13 protein-coding genes are annotated in these 22,854 nt (G+C 37.0%); 2 read left to right on the forward strand and 11 right to left on the reverse strand.

Annotated features, from left to right (window positions below; translation table 11 throughout):
* Nucleotides 1-2: 2 nt before the first annotated feature.
* The 11 genes from U9K52_RS07430 to gndA all read right to left on the reverse strand — a co-directional run bounded on the left by U9K52_RS07430 (nt 3) and on the right by gndA (nt 19,181).
* Entirely contained in the window at nt 3-998 is a 996-nt protein-coding gene (locus U9K52_RS07430) for an HlyD family secretion protein (protein WP_322925812.1), read from the reverse strand.
* 76 nt (nt 999-1,074) lie between these two features.
* Nucleotides 1,075-2,505: a TolC family protein gene (locus U9K52_RS07435; RefSeq protein ID WP_322925813.1), complete on the reverse strand. Its 1,431-nt coding sequence runs from the start codon at nt 2,503-2,505 to the stop codon at nt 1,075-1,077.
* Between the two features lie 180 nt (nt 2,506-2,685).
* Nucleotides 2,686-4,677 carry a hypothetical protein gene (locus U9K52_RS07440; protein WP_322925814.1) on the reverse strand — a complete coding sequence of 664 codons (1,992 nt, stop codon included), beginning with the start codon at nt 4,675-4,677 and terminating at the stop codon, nt 2,686-2,688.
* A 2-nt stretch (nt 4,678-4,679) separates the two neighbouring features.
* The gene (locus U9K52_RS07445) at nt 4,680-7,511 is read right to left on the reverse strand and encodes a DUF6603 domain-containing protein (protein WP_322925815.1); all 2,832 of its coding nucleotides are present in this window, start codon (nt 7,509-7,511) and stop codon (nt 4,680-4,682) included.
* A gap of 1 nt (nt 7,512) precedes the next feature.
* Complete coding sequence (locus tag U9K52_RS07450; RefSeq protein ID WP_322925816.1) at nt 7,513-9,696, reverse strand: phage tail protein; 2,184 nt, start codon at nt 9,694-9,696, stop codon at nt 7,513-7,515.
* Between the two features lie 2 nt (nt 9,697-9,698).
* On the reverse strand, nt 9,699-12,827 hold the full coding sequence (locus tag U9K52_RS07455) for a hypothetical protein (RefSeq protein WP_322925817.1): 3,129 nt from the start codon (nt 12,825-12,827) through the stop codon (nt 9,699-9,701).
* The gene (locus U9K52_RS07460) at nt 12,773-14,656 is read right to left on the reverse strand and encodes a hypothetical protein (RefSeq protein ID WP_322925818.1); all 1,884 of its coding nucleotides are present in this window, start codon (nt 14,654-14,656) and stop codon (nt 12,773-12,775) included. The genes U9K52_RS07455 and U9K52_RS07460 overlap by 55 nt, the downstream gene beginning before the upstream one ends.
* 87 nt (nt 14,657-14,743) lie before the next feature.
* On the reverse strand, nt 14,744-15,208 hold the full coding sequence (locus tag U9K52_RS07465; protein WP_322925819.1) for a hypothetical protein: 465 nt from the start codon (nt 15,206-15,208) through the stop codon (nt 14,744-14,746).
* A 329-nt stretch (nt 15,209-15,537) separates the two neighbouring features.
* The gene (gene pgl, locus U9K52_RS07470; RefSeq protein ID WP_322925820.1) at nt 15,538-16,251 is read right to left on the reverse strand and encodes a 6-phosphogluconolactonase; all 714 of its coding nucleotides are present in this window, start codon (nt 16,249-16,251) and stop codon (nt 15,538-15,540) included.
* Between the two features lie 17 nt (nt 16,252-16,268).
* The gene (zwf, locus tag U9K52_RS07475; RefSeq protein WP_248392877.1) at nt 16,269-17,750 is read right to left on the reverse strand and encodes a glucose-6-phosphate dehydrogenase; all 1,482 of its coding nucleotides are present in this window, start codon (nt 17,748-17,750) and stop codon (nt 16,269-16,271) included.
* A gap of 12 nt (nt 17,751-17,762) precedes the next feature.
* On the reverse strand, nt 17,763-19,181 hold the full coding sequence (gndA, locus tag U9K52_RS07480) for an NADP-dependent phosphogluconate dehydrogenase (protein WP_322925821.1): 1,419 nt from the start codon (nt 19,179-19,181) through the stop codon (nt 17,763-17,765).
* 316 nt (nt 19,182-19,497) lie between these two features.
* Here gndA and U9K52_RS07485 point away from each other — a divergent pair, with 316 nt between their 5' ends.
* Both U9K52_RS07485 and U9K52_RS07490 read left to right on the forward strand, forming a co-directional pair.
* Nucleotides 19,498-22,074 (forward strand): phosphatidylglycerol lysyltransferase domain-containing protein, encoded by a 2,577-nt coding sequence (locus U9K52_RS07485; RefSeq protein ID WP_322925822.1) that lies wholly within the window; start codon nt 19,498-19,500, stop codon nt 22,072-22,074.
* Entirely contained in the window at nt 22,071-22,760 is a 690-nt protein-coding gene (locus U9K52_RS07490; RefSeq protein WP_312175054.1) for an AcvB/VirJ family lysyl-phosphatidylglycerol hydrolase, read from the forward strand. Before U9K52_RS07485 ends, U9K52_RS07490 begins: the two co-directional genes overlap by 4 nt.
* The last annotated feature ends 94 nt before the right edge of the window (nt 22,761-22,854 follow it).

A 22,854-nucleotide genomic window follows, 5' to 3' on the forward strand; every position in this document is an offset into this window, starting at 1 on the left:
AATTAAGGTAAGATAAGCTGTGCTGTCATTCCCGAGCGAAGTCCTTTTATGGCTTTCGGATTTTCGGGCTTTACTTTGATCTGGAAAGTTCTCAGCTCAAATTCTCCGTTCTGTTTTTCAGGGACCCAATCTGCATACCCTAATGCCGGAGCCAGTTCAGAAACTTTACCTTTCACGGTTTCCGGAATACAGCCGGGAATTTTCATCGTTACCATACTCCCTTTATCAATTTTTGCCATCTGATTCTGGCGGAGATTAAATTTCACAAAAAATGAATCGTCTTTTTGAATGGTCATCATGGGATATCCTGCATTTACCATTTCGCCTTTATTAGAAACTATGGTCGATATTCTGCCGGATACAGGCGCTTTGATAGAAGCATTATCTTTAATTTTCTGTGTAAGTTTTTCCGCTTTCTGGGCCTGATTGAGAATAGCCTGTGCAGAGTTTTTCATTTCTTTGTTACTTCCTCTTTCCAGAAGCTGTACATTAAGCTTTGCGGTTTCCAGTTCTTTTTGAGCGGCTTTATATTTAAAATAAATGACGTCCTTTTCCTGACCGGAAACTACTCCTTCGGAATACAGATTCTGAAACCTGCTGTAGGTTTTAGACATCAGATCCATCTGCTGCTGGGCAATCTGCTGAAGATTTTTTGCAGAAGCCAGCACTTCCGGCTCTACTCCACGATCTATTTTATCCATTTGACTGCGTGCAATCTCAACCGCATCTGCCACCTGAGACTGAATGGTTTCTATTTCGGAAGTTTTCATTTGGGCCACGGTCTGTCCTTCTTTCACGTCTTCCCCCTCCTTTACCGGAATATCCAGAACACGCCCCGGAAGAGAAGCTGAAACATCAATAAACTCAGCATCCACCATACCGATCACAGCATCTTTAGGCGTATCAGCAGATTTTTCTTTCAGGAGGTAAATAAGCGCTGCTGCGAGTACAGCAACCGGAATAAAAACAGCCCAGTAGTTTTTTATAAAATTTTTCATCTGTTGGTTGATTATGCTTCGGATACTATCCGGTTATTAATTTATGCAAGAAATATACTCAGTCCACGTTTTACTATCAGGGAATATAACTGGTAATATTCTCCGGTTTTCCGATGATATAAAAATAAGTTGCCAGAGCGGTCTGATAAGCTACCAGTGAGGTAAAATAAAGCTTTTCGGTTTCATACTGCAGCTGTAATACATCATTAACATCTTTTACGGAAGAAAGGCTGTTTTCCATTCTCTTTCTCACCATATCCGTTGTCTGATACGCCTGTTTGCGTGATGCATCCAGGGTTTCACTTTGTTGTTTAAGACTCATCATTTTATTTTCCGCTATTTTCGCAGCCAGGTTTACCGATTTCTGCTTTTGCTCTATAAGAAGATCAGCTTCTTTCACCAGAGATTGTGAGGCCAGATTCCTGGAACGTCTTTCCGGGTCAAAAAGTGTCCACTGCAGCTCTATACCTACAAGCCATGGAGGAGTAATTACAGGAAGGTCTTTTCTGAAGAACTGAACATTTCCTATGGCAAATATATTGGGTCTTGACAATGATTTTGTGATATCCAGTCCGGTTTCCGCTTCTGCTTTCTTACTTTGAAGAAACTTTACATCGGCATTTACCGATTGTGATGAAAAAACCGGAAATTCTGCAGATTCTTTCAACATTTCGGTAATTTCTACCGGTTCGTCGAGAGGAATTCCCATCATATCTTTTAAAATGAAAAGAGCATTTTCTTTTTCAGTCGTTAAATTTTTCAGGTTGGTTTCGCCCTGCATTCTGGCAATATCTGCCCAGTTCTTCTGATAAGGTGGAATAATTTCTGCTTTAAGCAGGTTTCCGGCATACATTTCATTTTTCTGTAAAGATTCCAGACTGCTTTTTTGCTTATCAATCATTGAGTTCAGATACATCACCTGTAGATATTGCAGGGTAATATTGTAAGCCGTAAGATCTTTTGAAGACTGAAGGTTTGCTTCGCTGCTTTTTACCTGTTCTTCGGAAAGTTTTCGGGAAGATTTCAGTTTCCCACCAAGATAAATGGGTTGCCGTACAACGAGGCCGGCAAGGAAATAACTTTGCTTCGTGATTTCAGGATTATAATCAGGATAAACAGCACTGATGATATCTTTTGAGGTCTGATAAATCACATTCTGTACCTGCTGTGAAAGCGGATTGCCTGTAATCTGCTGGTAAGCAGTATTTGCTGAATATACCGCCTGATTGGCAGAGCCTTCAACGATACCGTCTTTTACCTGTTGCAGATTGACTCTTAGAGGTTCACCGATATAATTATACCCCGCAAGAAGGTCAAGCTTCGGGAGTCCGTTATTTTTACTGGATTCGAGAAGCTTCTGCCGGGTTTCAAGCGACTGTTCGGCAAGCTTTACTGCGGTATTATTTTGCTGCGCTTTCTCCATGCAATATTTTAAAGAAAACTGCTGACAGAAAATTTTTGCCGAAAGCATTAAAAAAAGCGACACGGAAGTTTTCTTTATGCTCATAACATTTGTGAATGGTGTTTACTATGTTCAGGGCCACTAACAAATTTAATGAAAAAGTACCACATTAGGAAGACATTAACACGTTAAAATAATGCAATGAACACCAAAGCAGACAATTAGTTATTAATTTTAACGATAACCATAACGCCATAAATCATTTATATAAACTAAAAGCAATATTTAACTGATGGTAAAAACCACTTTTGGCTGTCTGAATAAAAGATCGAAAGGCATTCTGTTTTTATAAATATTCTTTTCAAATCCAGATACGGAATATTCTGTGTCTCCATTCTTGTTTGAGAAAGTTAACAGTCCATCCGTATTTTTGTTCACCGCATATTGATTGGGAAAATCCAGGGCAAAATGTGCGTTTTCATTTTTCATATATAAGGATATTGTTTTGAAAGTTCCATTTACCAGGAATATTCTTACCGTAGAGGCAACATCCGTAACATATTGAAAACCTGAAATATTATCGGTTTCAATCTGAAGCTGCGGCCAATTGGAAATAATTTCCGAATGCATTACAAAACCGGTATAGTCTTTTTTATAATCGAACACCTCCCTCAATGAAGAATTGTGAAGCACATATCTTTTAAAATCTCTGATTTTAAAATCATTACCTATACTAAATATCCCGAAAAGTAATGATAGAATCCAGGTATTATCTAATTTAAAATAACTTAATGAACCTTCAGGTAGCATCGTTTCGTCCGGAAAAAGGTAGTCATATGGAAAATCAACAAACTTCAAAATGTTTATGATAAAATTCCTTATAAGATCAGGAAGTTGTCTTACACTATTATCGACAGATAAATTAACAGGACTATATTCCTGATTTTGCGAAAGAATCAGTTCATTTATTTTCAGCTGATGTTTCCACTTTTTGATCTCCTGAACAACTTTAACATTATTCATAACCAGCAGTCTGCCCAACTGCCACGCTGCCGCATAGCCAAGATCAAGCATATTTGTGTCTTTGCTGTAAAAAATCAATTTTTCCGAATGATCCGGAATATTTTCACACAAATCAATTCCTTGTTCCGGATTAATGCTAAACTCTTTAAAAACAACATTATACCCGCTTCTCACGAATGGACCATGATACCACGAAACAATTTTTCCTCCTGATTTCAGGTGATGAAGCAACGGTACTTTGCCAACGTCTATTAATTCCGCGGTCCATTGGTTGCCCATCAACGTTTTGTGATAACCAATCTCTGAAAACTTGAGTTCATGAAGAAGTCCCTTTAATGTTTTGCCTTCATATTTTAAAAGAGACAAGATTTCCGATCTTTTTTTATCATCCGAATTAATACCCTTAAGCATACTCCCAAAACGGGATTTATTCTTTTCTAAAAATGCAAACAATTTGTCCTCTCCATAAAGCACGGGATTTTCGTAGTTTCTTCTCTCACTTGTATTTTCATCATAAAAACCCCTGAATTTCAAATCATTAAACTGATAAGCATTATTTGCAAGCACTTCAAAATTCCATTGATAAAGAACAATCAGCACCTCTGTTTTTTCTCCTGAAAGCCGGAACGTATTTCCCGAACGCATAAGATAAGAACAGACAACTGCCCTGTATTTTTTTTCCGGGAAAGCCATCCTTTTCGAAAGCACAATGGAAGTCTGTGACGGAGAATTCATTTCCGTATTCTGATCTTCCTGAATTCTTACATGCGCAAGATGTCTCATTTCATCAGCATCCGGTAAAAGATGCATACTTCCCTTAGGAACAGTGAGATAGGCAAATTCTTTATCCTTCTCATTGCCCGGCTCCAGATCGGAAGTATTTCCGTTTCTTATTTTTATTTTCGTTGAATCTATACTTCCGGACTCCTGATCAAACTCATCTTCTTCAAAAAGTGCCAGAAAAAGATATGGTATTCTCTGCCCTTCTGCAGTGAATTCAAAATCCCACGGAAGAGAGCTTCTGCTGAACTGAACCATAGGAAAAGTGCCTGCGTAATTGCCATGTCCTTCTTTAGGCGGATAAACCGATAATATTTCCGTCTGCGGAATCTGACTGACAAATCCTGAAACAATAAAATCTACAGACGATGAAGCTGTAAGAATCTCATTTTCAGATTTCACATTGATACGGTATTTTCCTGCAGCGACCTGAGGAATATGGGATGTTATAACATTTATAGTATTTTCAGCCATAATTATGCATTGATTGAATAGCTAATAATTTCATTATCTGACTGGTATGAGTATATTTCTTTACCAGACAGTACGTCGGTAAAATCCCAGTCGTTTTCATCGAGGATGGCAGCGAAAACTTTTTTATCAGAGCCAAAATTTTCGAACACTGAGGCGGCTTCACCTTTTTCTTTTATTTTTTCTTTTTTAAAATCCTGAACTTTTGTGGTACTTTTTTGGGTATAGCGGTAAAGGTTTTCGTCATAACTCTGTATTTTTTCTCCGGAAATGGTTTGTCCGGCCTTTGCTTCCGGGAATTTAATTACCGCTCCGGTAGTTAAGTTTTTTATCAGTCCATCCCCTGAAAGTACAGAATTCTGGGTTAACGGTACCCTGCTCCATAAAGCTTTAGGCATATTCTGAAGGAGCGGTTCCATCATCCAGCCTTTCTGTATTTGAGGCACGCGGCCTTCCATATACAGCACTTCGATATTAACTTCGTGTATAAATGCTTTTGAATTATCTCTTTGATACGTAACTCCAAATGCAGAATTACCGGATATTACTTTTGTATCTTTTAGTGTTAATGAAGTAATTGGAATCTGGCTGGTGAACTCCATCATAAACTCTTTGGGATTCACAACAGTAGCTTCCGTATGATCATCTTTATCCGTTTCTTTGCCAATCTTACCATTGGAAATATTCAGCTTAAGATGATCGTCAGGAATAAATTCTTTTTTAAATTCATACATACTCAACTGCGAATTTCTGGAAACCGAATCCCCGAACTTCACCGTAAAACTATATCCTGCAACACTAAGATATGCCACTCCTTCCAGATCCGGCCCCCAAATGCTTAATCTTGCATTGAGACTTACATTAATATTGATGGCAAAAAACCAGAAATCCGCATAGAGTCTTACATTAAACAGCAACTCTAAATCAGCCTTATAACTAAAAGGCTTCCAAAACATTACAAAATGAGCTTCAAGTTTTATTTCAACTTCAACACCAATGGTAAAAGTAAAAGTTTTGGATCCGATCCAATAATCAATAGTAATGCTTTTTGACAGATCTAATGTGTAATTTAATCTACCAATTAACCCGAACATAATTGCCTGTGGCGTCAAAGCAAAATACATCTGGAGCGCAGCCGAAAGATTTCCGCGTCGTAACGAAAATCCTAACCGATACAATTCTCCGGAAGACGGATAATGTTTCGGTACATTAAAATTGGGATGATATCCACCGATGGTAAATAAAAAATCACCTTTCAGACTTTCCGAAAACCACATTGCAAAAACAAAGCTTCCCTGCAGTTTAACTTCTTTAAAAATCAGGTAACTTCCGTCGGTAATTTCCCCCCGCGCGATCACAAAACCCGAATTAAAATCTGCCTGTAATGAAAATGCAAATTTGATCCTGTAGACTTCCGGAACTTCCATCACACTCAGCCCAAGCATGTTAAATACCAGTCCGTTTTCAATATTGAGCGCAATAAGTGCGATGGTATCAATTATTTTAAAAGACTGAAAACGTAAGCCGATCATGATTACATAAGCCCCTTCTTTAGGTGGAATATAATGGTTTAGTTTTGAAAAGATTTCTTTAATGCCTTCTCCGGGACGCGGCCCATTGTTTTTGACAATCTGAATTAACGGGAAATTTTCAATTTCACTGATTGCCGGCAATTTAAACTCCCGGTTCAGACCTAAACCAATCGCGAAGCCTTTAATTTCAAATGCGGGATGCAGAGGAATCGTTACACCTAGATATCCGAATGCAAACAATGAAGAATATGTACTTTGTTTTACGTAAGAGCCTAAGGCTATGATTTCAATTTTCTGTAGCTTAATGGTCAATAAGCCGTTGTATTCTTCGTTTTTAGCAGATTTTTCACGATAAAAGCCTCCATAAATAGAAAAAGCAGGCGATTTATACTGAAGTGCCAATCCCTGGATTCCAAAAGATGTTCCTTTAAAAAATCCGGCAATTAATTTAAGCGGATCACTTTCTTTTTTCCTGGAATATTCTTTTATAGTTTCTAAATAATGATTGATATTCAGGCCGACATTTAACCCGATCACTTCAAAGGAAAATCTTGATATGGAAAGTCTGGCCGATAATTTCAGGAGTACCGATTTATTGCCGTTCTGAAAATCGGTATCAGCTCCTACTTCAGTAATTTTGAATACAGACTCCTTGCTTTCCGGATTATTCTTCTGCGGCAACGAAATATTATTATCCGCATCAGAACTGATATCCTGCAGATCTTCAGGATAGGTTAAGAAAGTTTCTCCTTTTCCTGCATTGTAATGTATGAATATATTTTCACCTTCATTCAGCATCATGGCTTTACCATCATCAGAATACATTTTTTCCAGTTGCGGAAATAGCAATAATGAAAAATCTTCAGGATAAATCGTACTATTTTTGTCCTGCTTCTTCAGATATATAAAACCGATCCCGGAAATAGCATGTTCTGCCGGGATATATTCTCCCACCAGCGGAAGATTGGAAAATCCGATTGAATTGTTGATCCAGCAGCTGAATAACGTATATTTTCCGGTTTTAACAATCTGAATACTGACCTTTTTCTCCGCAAAATCTACGGATATAGAAAGGATATTTTCTTTTCCTTTTGGTATTATTAATGACAGCTCAACCTCTTCAGGCAAGATTCCCTCTATCATCGAAAAAAATGATGCATCGCCCACCAAATCCTTCACAATGAAAGCAATATCATTGGTTTTCACCTGCAGTATCGTTTCTTTTTCCTGTACAGAACCTGTAAGGATGAAATTTTTATTAAAAATCTGAACATCAGCTGAAAGGACGATCATTTTCGCATTCATCTCATTTTGCTTTTATGATGTAGTACACTGCATGATAAGGAGGTCTGTTCTCGTGGGAAAGTCCGTCACCTGTACTCTGGATCGGAGTAGATGTTTTGGTGTTGAAAAAGGTTGTGGAACGTGCCGAATCCTTTCCATAATAATATACCGTACGATCTGTTCCGTAAACGCCGTGCATTTCTTCTCTCTGTGTCCATCCAAGGTCAATTTCCTTGAAAGGTTCATAGTTACTCTGTATTCCCTTAATATGATGCGTATGAGCAGGAATCTGGCTTGTCTGCAGGGTAACAGATTCCTGGCCTCCTGTACTACCCAATGGATAATTGTCACCCGCACCTACTAAAAAACGGTTTCTTAAATCCGGTACGTTTCGGTGCTGCAATAAGTTATACAATTCCGGATAAAGTTTTGCATCAACACGCTGTCCGTCACACAACAGCCAGTTTTCAGGTATATCTCTGGTGTAGAAGGCAACAATGCTTCCAACAGGACAGGAAAGTTCCTTTTCAGCTATAAGACCGATTGTGAAGGGAATACTGCCGTCATTATAATCTTCGATATTTTCAAACTGAATCTGAAAAGGATAAGCACCTGGAGGAGTAAGCTCTGATAAGCCATTTATCTTTAAACCACTGATTTTAAATCTTATAATCTCATCTTTTTTAAGTATAAAATCCTGATTGGTTTCCAGAAATACTTCATTCTGACTGCATTTAAAAACCAATTCTTTGATTTCTGTTAACGCATTTCCTGAAATACGTCTGGCCTCTATTTTTATGAGAGAAACCGCATCTTTTGGAATCAACTGCTTCCAGAAAATTGAATGAATTTTGAGCCTTCCTTTTATTCCACGGGATTCCTGATGGATAAATTTCAGATCATTCCCGGATTTGTTGATCAGGTTAAGCTGTACAAGAATCTCCGTATCGGGCTTAATTTCAAAAGATGGCTCTCCCAACATCATAGCATCTAAAGGAACCGTTGTTTTCTTTGACAGATCTTTAATGAAAATCAGTTTATCCATCGAAAGGCTTTCGCAGACTTCAACAGGATTATTATTCTCAAACACCGTAATGTCCGTAATTTCGCACTGGACAAAAAGGTTTTCCGTATTGGCAATGCTAACAGCCTTTACATGCGACAATTCATACTCCAACAGGTTGTCATTAAAATCCATTGAAATCTGCAATTCATCTTTTTCTTCTTTAATTTTAAATAGGTTTTCCTTATCACTTACTGTAAAAAATCCTTTCTTCAGTTTTATGATGATGCTTGAATTTCCTGCTCTTGAAGCAAAAGAATAGCGGTCCGGTAAAAGTTTCAGAATATATTTTTCGTTTCTGCGATCAAAAACCTGAATGCCTTTATATTCTTCGCCCTGATAATCCGTAAATATTTCAAAATTGATTCTGGATCTGTAAGTATATTTGGATGAGACATTTACCCCTTTTTCAATATACGCCCACAATTCTTCTTCATTTAATCCTTTGAATAAATACAGATCTGAAAGATTGAATTCTCCTTTATTGTTCTCCGACCCGAAATTGAGAGCATGAATTTTCCGGAAATTAATATTGTCGTTATCGATAAGTTCTTTGAGATCAAGCTGATAACTACCTGCAAGGCGCTCCGAAATATTTCCTGAATGTAATACCGAATTTATATATAATACACTGATTTCCAAGACTCCTTTTTTATTAATATTCAGGTTGACATTATACCAATAATCCAGGTTTATTTCAATACCGGTTTTTTGATTGATCACATCAAATATTTCTTCATTATCTCCCGTCATTCTGCAGTCTATGTAAATTTCTGCCGTATTGCTTTTCTCTGAATTTTTAATCAGATAAAAAGTTATTAAAAACTCATCGAGTTTTATATCAAAAAGAATAAAATTATTTTTACCTGATTCAGCTATCAAACTGATATTCAAGAATATATTAACACTAAGAGAATTATTCCCGAACAGCAGATCATTGTTTCCCGGAATTATCTGAAGTATTGTTTTGTTCCGGATTCTCATAAAAGAACCTTTAAACCTGTCAAAACTCATTAACGGCAGTTCCGGATTTTTTATTTCAAGCTTTATCGTACCCTCTTTCCGGGAATCTGCCCAGGGATTGATCACAGTATTGAAACTGTCAAACTGATCAAGCGAACAATAAAAAATTTCTTTATTCATAATTAGTTATTAGTAGGTTTTATGGATAGCCAGCCTTCTTTCATCATGAGTTCTGGAACAGTTGGGTTGTTGGTATTAAAATCATTAATCGAGGATATTGCCTGACTGTTTGCAAGAATGAATTCAAATGTTTTATAATGATTCTTAAGCTTTTCCGTAAAATTTTTCTCTTTAGCAGCCATGATGCGGAAAAACCTGTTTCTTAATGAGTATTTAGAACGTACATCTTCATTGCCGTTAAAAACCATCAGCTCAATTCTTTCAAAAAAATCCAACAGTATTTCGTATTGTTCCCTGTCATCAATAAGTATTTGTCTCCGTGCATTCAAAATATCGATTACCTTTAGTTCCGGGATATTTTCTGCACCCAAAGCTTCTGAAAAAGATAATACACCGATCAGCCTGCTTTTAACGGACAGGTTATCTTTTTCCATTTTTATAAGATTTTGTTCTGAAAAAGTATCATACACATAATGCCAGTCATTGTAAATGCTCTCAAATTCAGCATATGGTTTCTCATTGATGAAATAAATATGCTCATCCGGAAAAAAATCATCGGGATTCAAAAATACAGATTGAAGATATTGCTCTGACCGTAGATTCAGGTTGATGTGAATCAAAAGCTCATCATCGACATCGACAAGCTTACTCGCCTGAATCTGAATGTCTTTCGTCTCTTCTGAAGCAAGAACACGAATTCTTTTTAATACCTTTTCATTTTCAGAATCCTGTCTGCTGAACATCTGAAAATACTTTTCTGTAACCACAATATATTTTTCATCATGAAAAAAAGGAGCATCATAAATTATCTCATTGTCCAGGAGTGTTTTTTTTAAACCTGAAGTATAATTGATTATTTCTGCCAAAATATAATCCTGTCCGAAGTTCGGATCAAAAAGTCTCCATCTTTTATCAAAAAACTTCTGTTCAGCATATTCGTAAACAGCCTGAACAAAAGAAGTTCTTCTTTTCCTCTGATCCGTAACAATATACGCATCCGGATGACCTTTAACAGAGGGCTTTATCTTTGTGATAATTTTTTGCATGAAAAGATACTCCCTAAGTTCACTTACCGTTCTGAACTCCCCTTCAATATTGCATTTTTTAAGATCCAACGATTTTATTTGTGTCAGCCGGATTTTTTTAACGCTATTTCCACTTCCCGCAGATAGGTTGCTCTTTTCTTTTTTCAGTTCTATCCAGCTCCACTGATAGCGGTGATCTTTTAGCAGTGTCATTTCAAAGCGATCCTTAGGCGTAAGAACTGGTCCGGTGTATATCGTTAAAGCAATTTTCCTGAGTGCACTTTTAATTTTTTTGTAAGGCATCTGCAGTTTTGTAACAGGCAGAATACCAGACTTTATAAAAACTTCTCCCTTAGGATGCATAAGAAGTATATAGGATCTGGTACGTAAATCCGTTGCTGCAGCCAGCCAGCTTTCCGTATCGCTTTTTTTCAGTCTGACAGCCGTATTTTGCGAAGATTCCGGATAAGGAATAAGAATTCCTTTTTCCATTAATTTAAACCAGATATTGTTTCCTTCAATGATGTAATTTTTCAGAAAATCTCTCTGGTTGATATAGCCTGTATCCTCGTTTTCCATCAGATCATTGAGAAAACGGATCAGGCTTTCACGTTTTTCGATAAATGATTTTGTACCGTTATTCTGCTGATTTGATGCCCTGAACTGATCATCCAGATTAACTACAGATTCATCGATTGATTTATCCGGATTAAAAACCGCTTTCTGAGAACTGTTAAAATAAATTTCTTCAGAAATACTGCGTGTTTCTCCATCGTTGTCATTGTTGCAGTGCCAATAGGCAACACACCCATCATTGTATTGATTCGGATCGCCGATACTTACAGGAATTTTAACCCTGGAATATTCCAGATCGTTACGTTCGCCTCCTTTTTCGGAAAATATCTTCTGGCTCTCCGTACTTAAATCATAATAAAGTCCGCCTTTCAGATGTAATCCGACATCTAAACGGGTAATAGCAATAGGTGTTGTTGATATACTTTCTAATAACGAAGGATCATAAGCAGATTCCGGCTGAACGCTTTTTAACGCAAATATGGTTTCTTCAATAAAATTTTCAATAAAATTCTCTTTTTTGCTTTGTACATTAAGCCAGCTTAAAACCAGATTCAGATCGTTATTCTGATCCTCTTCCGAAAATCCTTCACCAAAAGCATGATCAAAAGGAGAAAACTCCCATTTTCCTTTATCCGTAAAAGTACCCAGGTGATCACCTTTTTCGTTGAATATTTCAAGTCTGGTGTTGATTGTATTGAGAACAAACCAGCCGAGTACCGGAGAATTGGTATCCTGAAGTTTTTTCCATTTTCCGGAAACCGATACAGGCTGCGCCAACCTCGGAGGTAAGGAAATCCAGTTTTTTTTGGCTGGAATCTGTTGATGGTATCCTGTTGTAACCTCATTTACGGTCATCATTTTACTTCTGCCAAAAGTATCTACCAACCGTATTCTGTTGACTTTAAATGCTCCATTTCTGAATGGATTGAAAGCAGCATTGGAATTTGGAGTCAGAAGATTAAGCCTCGACTCATATTTTTTAATCAGTCCTGTGATGGTTCCTGCTAATTCGCGATGATCTCTGAAACCATTGGGAATGAGTGGCATCATACTTAATGCACTTGTCCGCTGGGTAAAAATAGTATTAAAATCGCTAAGGCTTATTTCCAGTAAATCAATAGAATTAAGGCTTTCTTTTATATTCCGGATATATTGCCTGTTACCGGATTTTACTTTATCCGGACTCCCTTCCGTAATCTGGACATTTTCAACGTCCTGGCTGTTTAGAAAAGCATTGAGTTTGCTTTCAACAAATCCTTTTACCGAATCATTTACAAATGAAGATCCATAATATAAATCCGGATTTTGAGAGTAAATAAGATTCTGAAGATCATATTTCTTAATAAGATCGGCATTCTGATCATCCAAAATATAGCCTGCCGTTAAAAAATCCTGGCTGAATCCTGTTTCTGGTTTTGGGGTTTTGTGAGCCATAAAAAAAGCTTCCCAATCAATTTTATAGGTATTCCATGAGTTTACAAGGGTATACTTTTTAAAAAGTTGATGATCTTCCTGCCTGAAAACCGGCATGCCGCTTCATCAAAAATGATATCAGAAATCAAAATTTCTTTAACCGGTTCTTCATAAGAATTTCTCAGAAAATCAATGTTCTTTTTTTCCTGTACGGAACTCTTTTTATCGTAAACAATAACTGTAGGCGGAATAGGCTCATGAAAATAAAAATCATCTTTACGTTCCAATATAAACTGATCACCCAGCAGATCTGAAATGTATTTTTTCTGATTATAAATTTTAGCACGAAGCATTTTTATTTTACGTTCCGTATTGAGAATAACCGGCAGCAGTTTTTTCTCCATGATCACGCGGATATTGCTGTTGGAAATATCTTCATTCTTATACACGAAAAGACTCATCAGATAAGTATGCCAGTCCATATAAAGATTTTCCAGGTCGCGATATAACCTATATTTTTCAGAATCAAGCTGAGCCTGTTTTGCATTTAGACTGTCCAGCCTTTCTTCAATACGTACCGGAATTTCAGGAACTGCAGATTCTTCGTTTTCATCCGGTTTTCGGGAGGGAACAATTTCCCATTTTCTTATATTTCCGTTTGTTTTAAACTGATTTTCATGTCTTTTGTGACGCAGCCTGCTTACCCAGTCGAGATTTTTATCATTCAGTTCACCCCAGTTAAGGATGGCTTCCAGCTGCTCTTCCTTCACCAGTTTTTCCACTTCATCATGATCTTTCAAAAGGATGGCTGTAAGCGCTTCCGGTAATGTATTTGCAATGGAAATATTAAGACTTTCCGAACGGTCTTCGTATTCTTTAACGGCCGATTTTTTATATTCAAAAACCCCAAAACAAATTGTTTTTATATCTCCTGAAATGTCACTTATATTAAAAGAATTGATCTTCCATTCGTTAATATTCACGGAAGATTCCGAAAGATGGAGTGCGTAATCATCTGCTTTGAAAGAGTTTCTGTTGACGAAATACCGGAATGCATGATCCGGATCAAATATCACAGCTTTATTGATTTCTTCGGATAGATAATCAATATGTAAATTTCTCATGACCTCCAGCTGTTCTGCAGAAAAATTGCCTTCTGACCTTTCAGCCTGAATTCCCATTCTGAAAAGCTCATCATCCGCCATCTTCCGGAGATCAAGAGACTCTATTCTTTTTTTGAGCTTAATCCTGTTTACCTCAAGCAGTTTTTTAAAATAATCCTGTTCTTTTTTATTTTCGCTGTAATAGCCTATGATGGTATATGTTGAATCAATTTCACCATTAAAATCATCATCATAAAAACCGAAAATACTTCTGCAATTTGCGTAATGGCTGTCAAATGAAAGACTTCCCCAACCCAGGGCGGTGAGCCCTTCAAGATAATCTGATTTTTGACTTTCTTTATATCCGTCTTTAAGATATTTCCTTCCTACATACCGAAATTCAAAACCTTCTTTTATCCCGGAATTTTGTCCTTTTTTTATGATCGGATAAGAGCAAAGTTCAGCGCTGGAAAATCCATCTGTATTGATATCCCAGATATAATCGCTTTCTACAATCCACTCTTCTTTTTTACCGTTTTGATCGTGTTTTATAACCAGCCACCGGTTGGGCACTTCGGGAAGAGTTCCGTATTCATCGAATGTTTTCAGCAGAGACGGCAGCGACCAGTGAAGGTGCATCCCTTTTCCCAAAGTAATAAGATTATCATTGGAGAACGGCCGTGGAATCACCGATTGCGAAACAAACGGCGTAAGCGAATTGATGAATGTTTCTTCCTGCTGATTGAACCAGGGTATATTTTCAAAAACAATATCCTGACCGATCATTTGTTCCGGAGCCTCAAGAAGTAAAGCTTGTATTTTTACAGGCAGTTGAAAATGCATAGTGTAACGGTAAGAATAAAAAGCCATTCTGCAAATGCATCAATGGCTTCCCAATATTATAAAAGTTCGATTTTGTAAATTAGAATATTATTTTTCCAGCTTTTTTACATTGTCGTTCATCCAGGTGACAAATTCTTCCTTTTGTTTTTCTTGTTCCGAACCATAGCTCAGGTATCCTACTTTAACCGAATTGATTGTAAAGTCATTTCCTAAAAGACCTCCTTTTTTTAATGCTTGCTCAGTTTTTTCCTTTGATGTAACTGCAAAAACCATTTTTGTATAATTGTCATTTTTTTTCGGACTTCCTTGTGCTGCAGAATCCCCCTGGTATTCTACCATGAAATCAACTGTTAAATCTTCCAGCCCCAGTTGCGCTTTTGCAACTTCGTCTCCGATCTTTGTTTCTCCGATCTGTACTTTGCTCAATTCTATTGGTTTCAAGGTTTTCAGGCTGTAAAACTTTTGTGAATTGTCAATGATTCCTTCCAGCGTACCACCCCATAAAGTGATGTTAGCATGTGCTATGAATATACTTTTTGATTCGTCTGCCATGTTTCGTTTTTTTTAGTTATTAATTATTTGAATATTTTAAAAGATTATTTCTTAATTGTAAGCGTATAACAGAACTTTTATCACATCAAAATAAGGACATGATAGAATTGCCGGTTAATTAAAGCTTTAATGAATTGCTGCACGAATATGCATCGAAATTGAGTGTTTCATAAAGGTTATTTTCTAGTTTTCATACAAAACTATGCATTTTTTTAAATCAGACAATATGAAATCTGTATTATCTTAATAATTAATCAATTTATAATATACTTATAATAAAAAAATCCTGCAGATTGTTCTGCAGGACCAAATGATATATTTTACGATTTTTATTTTCCCATTGCTTTATGATCTGTAAAGAACATAAAATTTTCCTTTTTTTCAATAAGCTGCATAGGATATAATTCCGGGTTATATTCTCCGTTCAGGATTTCGTTCAATGCATGTTTTTTAGATTCACCGAATGCAACGGCCAGTATATTTTCCGCCTTGTTGATAATAGGTGCAGTCAGGGTAATTCTATACATTTCCTGTGGTTTTAAATAATATGCAGAAACCCATTTTTCTTTTTCATTAAGAATTTCTTCTCCCGGAAACAGCGACGCGGTGTGACCATCATCCCCCATTCCAAGAAGGATAAAATCGAAAACGCCCTCATTTCCGAGTACATTTCGGATGTAGGATTCATATTCCTGAGCATATTCTTCAGGAAGGGTGTGATCTTTATACATCGGAAAAATATGATCATCAGGAACCGGAACCTTATCCAGCAGCGTTTCAAAGGTCATTCTTGCATTACTTTTATCATCATGTAAAGGAACCCATCTTTCATCAACCCAGAAAAAATAGATTTTACTCCAGTCAATCTTTTCTGCATATTGCTGTGTTGCGAGCAATTTGAATATGGCTTTTGGTGAAGAGCCACCGCTTAAAGCAACGGTAAAACGTCCTTTTTCGTGTATTGATTTTTCGGAAAGATCCTTAAAAATATCGGCTGCTTCCGTATACAATGTATCTAAATCATCAAATATTCTGATATTCATTTTTTCTTTATTTAAAGTTACCACCACTTGTCTCCCTGTCTTTCCACCAGCGTGAAGCTTTCATCAGGACCCCAGCTTCCGGCTTTATAATTCGGAAAAGAAGCGTCTTTACTGTTTTCCCAGGCTTCCTGAATTGTTTTCACAACATCCCATGCTTCTTCCACCTGATCGGAACGCATGAATAAAGTAAGGTCTCCCAACAATGCATCAAGCAGTAATGTTTCATATGCTTCCGGAGTATCTTCCTGACACACGAAATAATCGAAGATCATTTCTACCGGCTCAAGCGACAGGGTAAGTCCTGGCTTTTTGGCCATGAACTGCAGCCTGATATCCATCAGCGGCTGAATATTGATAACCAACCTGTTAGCCGCAAGATGATGTTGCGTATCTGAAAAAGTGGAATTCGGGAGCGGTTTAAACTGAATGGTAATATAAGAATGCTTCTCTTTCATTTTTTTACCAGTACGTACATAAAAAGGAACACCCTGCCAACGTTCATTATCAAGATAGAATTTTACCGCTGCAAAAGTTTCTGTGTTGGAATCCGGTGCAATTCCGTTTTCCTGGCGGTAGCCTTTGGCTTCAAAACCATTGATTTTATTTCTTCCATACTGACCTCTCACAGCGTAATGATCCACCTTATCGGCGGGAATTCTTCGGATTGACTTCAGGACGTCAACTTTACGGTCTCTTATTTCTCCGGATTCCAGTGTTGCAGGCGGTTCCATGGCCACCATGCAGAGAATCTGCAGCAAATGGTTCTGGATCATATCACGGAGTGCCCCGGTCTGTTCGTAGAAGCTTCCTCTTGTCTCTACGCCTACTTCTTCTGCTACGGTAATCTGTATCGATTCTATATGTTTGTGATCCCATAAAGGCTCAAAAATAGAATTTCCGAATCTGAAAGCCAGAATATTCTGTACGGTTTCTTTACCCAGATAATGATCAATTCTATAAATCTGCTCTTCTTCAAAAGCTTCGGAGAGAAGATTATTCAGCTCAATGGCCGATTGTTTATCGTGTCCGAAAGGTTTTTCGATAATAATCCTGTCTTTTTTAGGATCGGAAGCAAGCTCACTTTTTTTAATGTGATTGGAAATGGTGGAGATAAAATTTGGTCCGATGGACAAATAGAATAACCGATTGGCCCTGGTCCCGTAGATCGTGTCGAAGTTTATTAACTTCTTTTGTAAATCTGCATAAGAATCTTCCTGGTCAAGTTGATGTCTGAAATAGGTAATATGCGCCTGAAATCCTGCCCAGTCTTCCTGAGTCAGTTTTTTTCTTGAGAAATTTTCAAGATTTTCTTTTACATAATTTTTAAAATCTTCATCCGTATTTTCTGCCCTGCCCAAAGCAAGTATATTGAATCCTTTAGGCATTCTTCCGTCAATATATAAATTATAAAATGCCGGAAATAATTTTCTTTTTGCAAGATCGCCTGTAGCACCAAAGATGATAACAGTAGTTGGCCTCAGGCTTTTATTTTCATTCATTTTCCCGAAATTTTATTGATTTGTACTGTTCCAGATTGTGTGAAAGATTCCTTCTCTGTCAATTCTTTGGTAAGTGTGAGCGCCGAAATAATCCCTTTGTGCCTGGATAAGATTTACCGGCAATGATTTTGTGGTATACGCATCAAAATATCCCAGAGCTGTCTGAATGCCAAGACTTGAAATTCCGTTTGAAACCGCAAATGCAGCAGTTTTTCGAAGGGACTTTATTTTGGATTTCACCAATTCTGAAATGTCATTATCCAGTAAAATATTCGTTAATTGAGGATTTTCCGTATAAGCGGAATAGAATTTTTCAAGAAGCAGCGAACGGATGATGCAACCGCCTCTCCAGATTTTCACAACATCTTTTAAAGGAATTCCGAAGTCATACTCTTCAGAGGCTTTGATGAGTAAAGCTAATCCCTGCGCATAGCTGATAAGAGCGGAAAGGTAAAGTGCCTCTCCAACTTCACGGATGAAAAGTTCTTTATCTTCAGGAGTGTTAATTTCTTTTTCGGCATAAAGCTCTGAAGCCTGAATTCTTTCATCTTTATAGGCGGATAAAATTCTCGATGTTACCGCAATATCAATAGTCGGGATAGAAACACCTATTTCCATGGCCTGTTCCGAGGTCCATTTTCCCGTTCCTTTTGCGCCGGCTTTATCCAGGATCTGATCAAGAAGATCATGATCGGTAAATTCGTCTTTCTGTTTAAAAATATCTCTGGTGATTTCGATGAGAAATGAATTCATTTCACCATTATTCCAATCTCTGAATACTTCATACAATTCATTATTGGAAAGGTTTGCTCCTCTTTTTAGAAGATCGTACGCTTCACTGATGAGCTGCATAATGGCATATTCGATACCGTTATGCACCATTTTCACATAGTTTCCGGCAGAACCTTTTCCCATATACGCCGTACAAGCTTCTCCGTCAACTTTGGCAGCAATAGCTTCAAGCATAGGCTGAAGAAGGGCGAATGCTTCAGCATCTCCGCCGGGCATAATACTCGGTCCCGTTCTGGCCCCTTTTTCACCACCTGAAACGCCGATTCCCATAAAATGGAGACCTTTGGAAGACATCCCGGAAATACGTCTGTCGGTATCTTTAAAATAAGAATTCCCGGCATCAATTACAATATCACCTTTGCTGAGTAATGGTGAAATATTGTCCAGAACGGCATCCACCGGTTTTCCTGCAGGAACCATAAGAATGATTTTTCTTGGAGTTTCCAATGTAGCTACAAATTCTTCCAGAGAGCCTGTTCCTTTGATTTGCATTTCCGAAGTTGCGTCGCTGTGCAGCTGTTTTACTTTCTCCTCATCGAGGTCAAAACCTGCTACTGAGAATCCGTTGTCAGCAATGTTGTAGAGAAGATTTCTTCCCATCACTCCGAGACCAACCATCCCATAATTATATCCTTTCATTGTATTGATATTAATATAAATTCTGTTTCCAGAGAATAAAATTACACAAATGCTTATGATGAAAAAAATAAAGTTCAAAAAACTGCTTATTATGAAAATCATTAAAATCATTAAAAAATCACTTAATACCTCAAAACAATATAAATTATTTAAATAATATTCGTTTTATATATCTAAAAACCACTTCTAAAAGCTTTTCATTAATTAATAAATTTTAACAAAAGTCGGATTAGATTTTTTAAATATCAGATTATTAACAGCTGTTTCAACACGGAATTTTAGTATTTTTGAGAAGCTAAATCCAAAATTAACTGATATGAAAAGTTCCAAAATATCAGGAGTCTTCAAACTAATCCGCTGGAAAGAAATTCTTGCCATTGTCATTTTACTTTTGGCATTTGTTTTCTTCAGAAGTGAAAGGCATGAACTTGCTTCTATCGGGCCTCAACTCGAGGAATCAGACCCTGCATGGATTGTCGCCGGAATTTTTTTATCACTTATCTATATTCTTCTCCAGGGTTTAATGTATGTTACCAGCTTTAAAAGTGTTGACCTGTCTATCAGTATTCCTGATGCCATTTCGCTTTTTTTGAAGCGTAATTTTTTAAGTGTTTTTCTGCCGGCCGGAGGAGTGAGCTCTCTGGCTTATCTTCCAAGAAATATAAGAATTCTCGGCTACAAATCTTCAAAAGTGCATCAGGCCAGTGCCATTTATGGTTTTGTAGGTCTTCTTACCGTTGTTATTGTAGGAATTCCCCTACTTTTTTATGCTTTATCAATTCATAAAAATTTTGGTAACAGCTGGATTGGAATTTTTGTGTTAATTGCATCACTTTCCTTATTGTATGCAATCTTTATTTCTTTTAAGAGAAAAAACAGATTCTATCATCTTATCGGACAAAGATTTCCAAAATTGATCAGTTCCTCCGAAGAAATTTTCAGCAGCGAGGTCAACAAGAAAAACTTCTGGTACACCGTTGCGATTTCGGTAATTATAGAATTTTGCGGTGTTTTTCATTTGTTGATTGCAATGTACGCTTTTGGCGTTAAAGATTCTTTTTCCGCCGCAGCAATTTCCTATGTAATTTCTGTATTGCTGATGATCATATCTCCTTTTTTAAGAGGCTTGGGTGCTGTGGAATTTTCCCTTACTTATATTCTTTCTGTTTTTGGCTATCAGCATTCTGAAGGATTGGGAATCACTCTTCTTTATCGTTTTTTTGAATTTTGGCTGCCGCTTGTTTTTGGAGTTTTAGCTTTTCTGTGGGGTGGCCGGAAATTGTTTGCGCGCCTTCTGCCTGTTATGATGATTTTTTTACTTGGTGTGATTAATATTCTTTCAGTTATTACCCCGGCCTTGGCCAACAGGCTGAATCTTGTAAAAAATTATTTATCATTAGATTTTATTCATCTTTCAAAAATGCTCACCCTTATTGCGGGAGTTCTGCTGTTGGTAACTTCCGCCAATCTCTTTAAGGGAACAAAAAGAGCGTGGTATTTTGCGGTAGGGCTGGCCATCACATCAGTTATTTTCAATATTGCGAAAGCCCTCGACTACGAAGAGGCATTATTTGCACTGTTTACACTTGGTTTATTATTTTACAGCCGTAAAGAATATACTTTCACAACAAGCAGAATGTCACTTCAGCGCGGATTTGAGTGGTTTATAGGAATCTTCACGGCAATCTTTCTATTTAATTATCTTGCATTTTATTTTATCAGTAAGTCTCATTTCGGAATAGATTTTACAAAGGAGCAAGCCCTGTATTATACTTTGCATACTTTTCTTCTTTTTAAAGATTCCGGATTGGTGCCCAAAACAGGATTTGCTAAAGATTTTCAGCAATTAAATTATATCCTGGGAGTTATTTCATGGCTTGTTTTTATCTTTTCATTTTACCGTACCAATACTTATAAGAAGCAGAACAGTTCACAAAATCATGCAGATGCAGAAAGCCTGGTAAAAGAATACGGAGCCTCTTCTCTAGATTATTTTAAACTGACCCGGGATAAGCAGTTTTTCTTTTCCGAAAACAGGGAAGCTTTTTTATCTTACCGGATCGCCAATGGTTTTGCGGTAGTGCTTGAAGATCCCGTATGCGCAGAAGGTAATAAAACAAACAGTATTCTGGAATTTGAAAATTACTGCAGAAATCACAGCCTAAAAACTTCTTATTACCGCGTTGGGGAAAGCAGCCTGATTTATTTCAATCCGCTTCAAAAGCAGAAACTTTTTATTGGTCAGGATGCTATTCTGGATGCCGAAAACTTCAATCTGACAGGTAAAGAAAGAAAGTCAGTAAGAAACGGAATTAATGCTCTTCAGAAATCCGGATATTCAACAGAAATAAAATACGCCCCACACGATGGAAAAACTTTAGATCAGGTGGAGGCTGTTTCGAACGAATGGCTGAAAGAATTCGACAAAAAAGAAATTGTTTTTGCTGAAGGAATGTTTGAACGTGAAGTTGTAAAAAACCAGGACCTTATAACGATATCCGATCCGGAAGGAAAATGTATTGCTTTTCTTAATATAATCCCTTTTTGCGCTCCGGATGAGTGTAGTTATGATATGATCAGGAAAACTGAAAATGCTCCCAATGGCTCTACTGATGCCATGATTGTGAAATTAATAGAATATGCTAAAAGCAAAAACCTCAAATTCATTAATATGGGAATGACCCCAATGGCCGGGATTAAAGAACCCGGTAATACTGCAGAAGAAATAATGAAATTTGCCTATCAGAGAGTCGGAAGTTTTAAGCATTATCAAACCCTGAGAAATTTTAAGGAAAAATATGCCGATCTGTGGGAAAACAAGTATATAATATATGATAATGATTTCGATCTTTTGCAGCTGCCTGCCGTTTTAAATAAAATAATGAAACCATGAAGCAATTCATTACATTAATCTTCAAAATAATCTGCGCATCACTGGTTCTGACCATCGGAGGATGCAAATCTGAATCTGATTTCAGGATTACCGAATGGAATAGTCATTCTGAAAAACCTATTATTTTTTACCTCAGCGGAGATGCCGGTTTTAATACCTTTTCAAAAAGTTTAGGTGAAAACCTGCATCATTTCGGATATGATATTTTTGCCTTGAATACCCAAATTTATTTCTGGAATAAAAAAACACCGGAACAGACTTCCTCCGATATTGAAAAGTATATTAACGAACAGCTGCAGGGAAGAAAAAACCAGCATGTGATCATCATAGGATTTTCATTTGGAGCAGATGTCACACCTTTCGTATATAACAGATTTTCAAATAATTTAAAAAATAAAATTCAGAAAATATTTATTATTGGCCCTTCAAAAAGTAATGATTTTAAAATTCATCTTGAAGAATATTTGAGTCAGGAACCTAAAGGAAGTTTACCCGTTATCCCGGAAATTAATAAAATAACGCAGATTCCGGTAATGGTTGTCCTCAGCGATTTTGAATACACGCATTTTCCTTATCAACAAATTACCCTGAAGAACAATTATCAGATGAAACATATCCCCGGAGATCATCATTATGGTGGCAATACGAAAATGCTGGCTGATTTTATCAATAATCATCTGAAATAATTCATTCTCGACAGATAATTTCTTTTCGCTAAAAATCATGTCTTAAGAGATATGATGACGTCTATAAAAATTGTATTTTTGACCAGTTCAGATT

It is taken from the genome of Chryseobacterium sp. MHB01 (assembly GCF_034651565.1).
Taxonomy (GTDB): Bacteria; Bacteroidota; Bacteroidia; order Flavobacteriales; family Weeksellaceae; genus Chryseobacterium; species Chryseobacterium nepalense.

Coding starts and splice junctions, on each gene's coding strand:
- U9K52_RS07430 (WP_322925812.1), bottom strand. CDS start 998: ATGAAAAATTTTATAAAAAACTACTGGGCTGTTTTTATTCCGGTTGCT.
- U9K52_RS07435 (WP_322925813.1), bottom strand. CDS start 2,505: ATGAGCATAAAGAAAACTTCCGTGTCGCTTTTTTTAATGCTTTCGGCA.
- U9K52_RS07440 (WP_322925814.1), bottom strand. CDS start 4,677: ATGGCTGAAAATACTATAAATGTTATAACATCCCATATTCCTCAGGTC.
- U9K52_RS07445 (WP_322925815.1), bottom strand. CDS start 7,511: ATGAATGCGAAAATGATCGTCCTTTCAGCTGATGTTCAGATTTTTAAT.
- U9K52_RS07450 (WP_322925816.1), bottom strand. CDS start 9,696: ATGAATAAAGAAATTTTTTATTGTTCGCTTGATCAGTTTGACAGTTTC.
- U9K52_RS07455 (WP_322925817.1), bottom strand. CDS start 12,827: ATGCCGGTTTTCAGGCAGGAAGATCATCAACTTTTTAAAAAGTATACC.
- U9K52_RS07460 (WP_322925818.1), bottom strand. CDS start 14,656: ATGCATTTTCAACTGCCTGTAAAAATACAAGCTTTACTTCTTGAGGCT.
- U9K52_RS07465 (WP_322925819.1), bottom strand. CDS start 15,208: ATGGCAGACGAATCAAAAAGTATATTCATAGCACATGCTAACATCACT.
- pgl (WP_322925820.1), bottom strand. CDS start 16,251: ATGAATATCAGAATATTTGATGATTTAGATACATTGTATACGGAAGCA.
- zwf (WP_248392877.1), bottom strand. CDS start 17,750: ATGAATGAAAATAAAAGCCTGAGGCCAACTACTGTTATCATCTTTGGT.
- gndA (WP_322925821.1), bottom strand. CDS start 19,181: ATGAAAGGATATAATTATGGGATGGTTGGTCTCGGAGTGATGGGAAGA.
- U9K52_RS07485 (WP_322925822.1), top strand. CDS start 19,498: ATGAAAAGTTCCAAAATATCAGGAGTCTTCAAACTAATCCGCTGGAAA.
- U9K52_RS07490 (WP_312175054.1), top strand. CDS start 22,071: ATGAAGCAATTCATTACATTAATCTTCAAAATAATCTGCGCATCACTG.